Source organism: Streptomyces sp. NPDC058470, from assembly GCF_042721055.1.
Lineage (GTDB): Bacteria > Actinomycetota > Actinomycetes > Streptomycetales > Streptomycetaceae > Streptomyces.
In genome coordinates this window covers 1-1437 of sequence record NZ_JBHXMF010000152.1, presented here as the reverse complement: position 1 = coordinate 1437, position 1437 = coordinate 1, and the positions used below count along the sequence as shown (strand labels likewise).

Genomic DNA, 1437 nt, shown 5'->3' with positions numbered 1-1437 from the left:
CTAGTAGGACTCCGTTAGGTCTTTCTGTCGGTGGTGTTCAGCGGCATGGTGGGTGTGTGGACGCACATGAAGTGAACCGTGCTCGGGCGAAGTTGGCGTTATTCGTGGCTGACGTGTTCTCCTCGGTGCCACGCAAGGATCAGCGGGCCAAGGGCGACTGCTATCTGCGGGGACTGATGGTGGACGGCCGCCGCAAGTCAATCCAGGCCATGGCCTCGCGGCTGCCGGACGGCAACGAGCAGAACCTGCAGCAGTTCGTTAACCAGTCGACCTGGGATCCGGTGCCGGTGCGGCGGCGGATCGCGGAACGGATGGTGCCGCTGATCGGCCCGGATGCCTGGGCGGTCGACGACGTGTCGTTTCCCAAGGACGGCCGGATGTCGGTCGCCGTCGCCCACCAGTACTGTGGGGCCTTGGGCAAGCAGGCGAACTGCCAGGTCGCGGTCAGCGTGCATGCGGTCACCGATGCCGCCTCCGTCCCTCTTCAGTGGCGGCTGTTCCTGCCCAAGGAGTGGGACAGCGACGCCGAACGCCGGCTTCGCTGTCAGGTGCCCGATGAGGTCGGGCACCGGGAGAAGTGGCGCCTGGCCCTGGACACCTTCGACGAGCTGGCCGGGTGGGGGCTGGTGCCGCCGGTGGTGGTGGCAGACGCCGGCTACGGGCAGAACGCCGACTTCCGCGACGGCCTGAGCGAGCGGGGCATCGGATATGTCGTGGCGGTCCGCTCCGACGTGACCGTGCATCCGCACGACGCGCAGCCCACCGCCCCGGCCTGGTCCGGGAACGGCCGCAGGCCGCAGCCCCGCTACCGGGACAAGCCGTCCGCTGTGTCCGTTCTGGCCGCTGGTCACGGGCGGGAGGCGTTCGCCGAGGTCACCTGGCGTGAAGGCTCCCGCGGGCCGATGCACTCGCGCTTTCTGGCACTGCGGGTGCGGCCGGCGGGTGTCAGGGCCCGCCGCCTGGCCCAGGCCGCCGCCACCGCCGAACACGGCCACTGGGACGGTGTCCTGCCCGAGGTCACGCTGCTGGCCGAATGGCCCGAAGGTGCCGAAGCACCCACCGACTACTGGCTGTCCAGCCTGCCCGCCGGCACCACGCCGGCCGAACTGGTCCGCCTGGCCAAGATCCGCTGGCGCATCGAGCACGACTATCGGGAACTCAAGCACGGCCTCGGCCTGGACCACTTCGAGGGACGTTCCTGGGTCGGCTGGCACCACCACGTCACCCTGGTCACCGCCGCCCACGCGTTCCTCACCGAACAGCGCCTGGTCCCAAAAGCCGATACAGCGGACTCACCCTCTACCAGATCCTCGACACCATCCAGGACCTGCTGAACTGCTGGACCGGCACCTGCACCACCTGCCACCGCCCCCTGCCCAGAGCATCCGCCACCAGCCCAAACTCAAGAGCCAGAGCAACCTAACGGAGTCCTACTAG

1 protein-coding gene is annotated in these 1437 nt (G+C 68.7%); it reads left to right on the top strand.

Annotation, left to right across the window (positions count from 1 at the left end; genetic code table 11):
* Nucleotides 1-56 precede the first annotated feature (56 nt).
* Nucleotides 57-1334 (top strand): IS701 family transposase, encoded by a 1278-nt coding sequence (locus ACFWP7_RS42600; RefSeq protein WP_384394044.1) that lies wholly within the window; start codon nt 57-59, stop codon nt 1332-1334.
* Nucleotides 1335-1437 lie beyond the last annotated feature (103 nt).